3 protein-coding genes are annotated in these 4,381 nt (G+C 73.2%); 1 reads left to right on the forward strand and 2 read right to left on the reverse strand.

Annotated elements, in window-relative coordinates:
* Nucleotides 1-280: 280 nt before the first annotated feature.
* Nucleotides 281-1,120 (reverse strand): MIP/aquaporin family protein, encoded by an 840-nt coding sequence (locus DVH02_RS30880; protein WP_114627150.1) that lies wholly within the window; start codon nucleotides 1,118-1,120, stop codon nucleotides 281-283.
* A gap of 206 nt (nucleotides 1,121-1,326) precedes the next feature.
* Nucleotides 1,327-2,541: an FAD-dependent monooxygenase gene (locus tag DVH02_RS30885; protein WP_114627151.1), complete on the reverse strand. Its 1,215-nt coding sequence runs from the start codon at nucleotides 2,539-2,541 to the stop codon at nucleotides 1,327-1,329.
* 212 nt (nucleotides 2,542-2,753) lie between these two features.
* Here DVH02_RS30885 and DVH02_RS30890 point away from each other — a divergent pair, with 212 nt between their 5' ends.
* A complete protein-coding gene (locus tag DVH02_RS30890) occupies nucleotides 2,754-4,133 on the forward strand; it encodes a hypothetical protein (RefSeq protein WP_114627152.1) in 1,380 nt (459 codons plus the stop codon).
* The last annotated feature ends 248 nt before the right edge of the window (nucleotides 4,134-4,381 follow it).

Genomic DNA, 4,381 nt, shown 5'->3' on the forward strand with positions numbered 1-4,381 from the left:
GCCCGCCGCGTCTCCACGACGAACCGGGACCTGCTACCGGGCACTCCGGTGTCTACCCGGACGGGACTTCCACCCGCAAGCCTGGACCAGCTTTCAGGACGCAACATGCAAGCCACCCTAAGAGGCCGCGCGAATAGGTGGGGTGGCGTCGCGGGGCGATGGGCGGCGCCTGGCGGCGTTGTCGTCGGTCCACGACGCTCCGCGTCGCCTCCCTCCTCCGCCTTGCCATGCTTGCCCCTCACCCCGCTCCTTCCTCCCCCCCACCTATCCGCGCGGCCTCTTACTTCGCGGGCTCGGGCTCGGGGAGCCGGCCGACCTCCTGCTCCCCGGCCCTCGGCAGATACCGGGCGATCAGGAACTTGTACAGGAGCCCACCGAGCGGGCCGCCGACCAGGGGGCCGACGATGGGCACCCAGAAGTAGAGATTGCCGTACTGATCACGCCACGCCCCGTGGTACCCGGTGATGAAGCTCGCCAGCCGGGGGCCGAGGTCGCGCGCCGGGTTGATGGCGTACCCCGCGTTCGTTCCCCAGGCCATGCCGATCGCCACGATCAGCAGACCGATGATCAGCGGGGCGAGGTTGGCGCCCGGCGGGGTGTTGAGCAGATCGGTGATCGCGAAGAGGACCAGGATCAGGATGGCCGTGCCCATGATCTGGTCCCGCAGCGCGCCCCACTCGCTCACCGGGAAGGTGCCGTTGCCCGGGAGGGTGTTGAAGACGATCTGGGTCTTGTAGGTGTGGCCCGGGTCGAACTTGGCCAGCACCTCGGTGTAGTTCCAGCGCACCAGCAGCGCGGCGACGAAGGCGCCCGCCGTCTGCGCCAGCATGTACGGCAGGACCTTGCGCCAGGAGAAGCCCCGGAAGATGGCGAACGACAGGGTCACCGCCGGGTTGATGTGGGCACCGCTGATCCGGCCCGCCACATACACGCCGAGGGTGACACCGAGCCCCCACGCCCAGGCGATGCTGTCGTGGTCACCGAGTCCGGCGGCCACCACCTGTGCCACCACCGCGGCGCCGAAGAGGATGAGGATCATGGTCCCGGCGAACTCCGCGGACAGTTCGCCGACGATCCCGCCGCCTCTCCTGCCCGCGCGGTTGCGTACGCGTTCCTTCATGGGTTCTCTGCCCTCCGCGATCCGTGGGACGAATGCGCTGCACTTCTCGGCATTCTGTGCCGGGGGCGGAGGTCCCGCGACGCCCCGGCCCGGCGCGGCACACTGCGCCGGGCGTGGCGCGGGCGGTGGCGCCGCTGCGGTCGGGCGCCGCCCGGGGCCTCCTGACGGAGTTTTCGCCCGGGGGCCATTGGAGTGGCGGCGCCCGGTCAGTCCCGGGGCGTCGGCGTACGGGCGTGCAGGAGGCTCGCGACCTTCGGGCCGAGTCGGCGCTTGAGCCCGCGCAGGACGTCGAGCCGCTCCACCGCCCTGTCCAGCCGGTAGTACAGCGACGGCGGAAGGTGCGGCAGCAGCGGCGAGTGCCGCTGGCCGAGCAGCGCGAACATCCGCTCGGGCGGCAGCCCGGTGTAGCGGGGCAGGTTCTCGTACCACTGGGCGCTGTAGCGGGCCGCGCTCTGCACCGGCAGGAGCGCGGCCCGGCGCTCCCGCTCGTAGCGGGCGAGCGCGGCGTCCCGCTCCCGCTCGGCGCCCAGCGCGCCCGCCAGCGCGATGGCGTCCTCCAGCGCGAGAGTGGTGCCCGCGCCGATCGAGTAGTGCGTGGTGTGCGCGGCGTCGCCCAGCAGGACGAGGCCGTCGCGGTACCAGCGGCGGTTGGTGAGCGTACGGAAGTTCAGCCAGCGCGCGCTGCCGTCCTCGTGGGCCCGGCCGATCAGCGGGTGCCCGTCCAGCGGTTCCGCGAACAGCTTCTCCAGGACGGCGAGGCCGTCCGCCTCGTTCGCCTCGTGGAGCCCGAGCCCGGTCCAGGTCTCGGCGGAGCACTCGACGACGCAGGTGCCGCGCTCCGCGCCGAAGCCGTAGCCGTAGCACCAGATCCAGCCGTGTTCCGTCTCCACGAAGGCGAAGGTGAAGGCGGAGAAGACCTTCGTGGTGCCCAGCCAGATGTACATGTTCCGGCCCGCGACCGCCCGGGTGCCGAAGTGGTCCGCGTGCCGCTCGCGCAGCGCGCTGTTGACGCCGTCGCAGGCCACCACCAGATCGGCGTCGGGCGGCTCGGCCCCGGCGAGGACCTCGTGCTCGAACTCCACCCGCACGCCGAGACGCAGGGCGCGCTCGGCCAGGATGCCCAGCAGCCGGTGGCGGCCGATGCCGAACCCCTCGTCCCCGTGGTGCACGGTCCGGTGGTCGCGGATGTGCGCGACCCCGGCGCTCCAGCGGACGGAACTCTCCCTGATCGCCCGCGCGGACTCGGCGTCGTGGCCGTGCAGCTTGTCGATGAGGCCGCCCCAGTACGTCACCCCCCACCCGTAGGTCGACCCCGCCGGGTTCCGTTCGAAGACGGTGATGTCGTGGGACGGATCCTGCCGCTTCAGCAGGATCGAGAGGTACAGGCCGGCGGGCCCGCCGCCGACACAGGCGACCTTCACACGGACTCCCTGAGGTCACGTGAAGTGATGATGGAGTCACCAAAGGTAGCGTCGGGGCCCGGGGGTGGCGGCGCGGCGCGCGGTGTGTGCCGCGCCCGGCGGTGGCGGGGCGAGGTCATTCGGCCACCATGTACGGGTAAAAACTTGCTATATTGCGCAAGCGTGCAATTCACTGGGGCGACACACTCTCGTACCGCCCAAGGAGACCCTCCATGCCCCTCACCACGGGAGCCCGGCCGCGGCGCCGATCGCTCCTGGCCCTGGTCACGCTCTTGCTGGCCGGAGCCGCCGCCCTGCTCGCGCCCGGGACCGCGTACGCGGCGAGCGGCCCCGCCGAGGTGGCCGAAGCGCTGAAGAAGGGCCCCGTCTACGTCGACCCCCGGGCCGCCGGGCAGCTGCCGAAGGCCGACGCCGAGGCGCTCGCGAAGAAGATCACGGACGCGGACAAGCCGGTGTTCGTCGCCGTGCTGCCCGCGGCCGACGAGTTCCCCCGTGCGACGGTGATCTCCGACGTGCGCACGCTCACCGGGGTCACCGGCGTGTACGCGGTCCGGCTCGGTGACGCCTTCAGCGCGGGCTCGGATCCGCAGGTGATGTCCCGCGGCGCCGTCGACAACCTGCGGGGCGCGGTGCGCCGCTCGTCGCCCGACGACGCCACCGCCCAGCTCGACGGCTTCGTGGACCAGGCCCTCCAGCAGGCCAAGGGCAGCGCCCCCGCCTCCTGGGCCGACGGCGCGGACGACGAGGAGGGCTCCGGCGGGTCCGGGGCGCTGATCCTCGGCGCGGTGGTGGTCGCCGGCGGAGCGGGCGCGTACGTCCTGTACCGGCGCGGGAAGCGGCAGCGCGAGGAGCGCGAGCGGGCCGAACTGGCCGCCCTGCGCACCGTGGTGGACGAGGACATCACCGCCTTCGGCGAGGAGCTGGACCGGCTGGGCTTCTCCCCCTCCGAGCCCGGCGCCGACGACGCGATGCGCCAGGACTACGGCCAGGTCCTGGACGCCTACGAGACGGCCAGGACACAGGTCGCCGCCGCCACCCGGCCCGACGAGATCCGGCCGGTCGTCGAGACCCTGGAACAGGGCCGGTTCGCGCTGGCGAGCCTCGCCGCCCGCCGCGCCGGTGACCCGCCGCCCGAGCGCCGGGTGCCCTGCTTCTTCGACCCCCGGCACGGCCCGTCGGTCTCCGACGTGCTGTGGGCGCCGCCCGGCGGGACGGACCGGGCCGTGCCCGCGTGCGCCACGGACGCGGAGCTGACGGCCCGCGGCGGGACGCCGCGGTCCCGCATGGTCGACACCGCGCAGGGCCCGCAGCCCTACTGGAACGCCGGACCCGGCTACGCGCCCTGGGCGGGCGGCTACTTCGGGGTGGCCGCCGGAGCCGTCGGCGGTCTGCTCATGGGAACGATGATCGGCTCCATGCTCAGCGCCCCGTCGGCCTTCGCGGACTCCGGCGCGGGCCTGGGCGAGAGCCTCCCCGAGGGCGGTGACGTCTCCGGCGCGGACTTCGACACGGCGGACTTCGGCGGCGGGTTCGGCGGCTTCGGCGGCGGATCGGGCGACTCGGGCGGCGACTTCGGGGGCGGCGACTGGTGAGGCCGGGCCTGGGGCCTCTCGTTTGGGTCATGCCGGGCTCGCGAGCCCTGGTGCCGCGCCTCGCCGCGTTGTCGTCGGTCGCCTACGCTCCGCGTGGGCTCCTTCCTCCGCCTTGCGATCCACGGCACCGCACCCCGCTCCCTCATCCGGCCTGATCCAAACGAAAGACCCCAGCCCTGGACCGCACAGCCCGGAGAGCCGCGCCCCGCATCGGTCACGTACCGGTGCGGGGCGCACGTGCCGGTACG

It is taken from the genome of Streptomyces corynorhini (assembly GCF_003346515.1).
GTDB lineage: Bacteria > Actinomycetota > Actinomycetes > Streptomycetales > Streptomycetaceae > Streptomyces > Streptomyces corynorhini.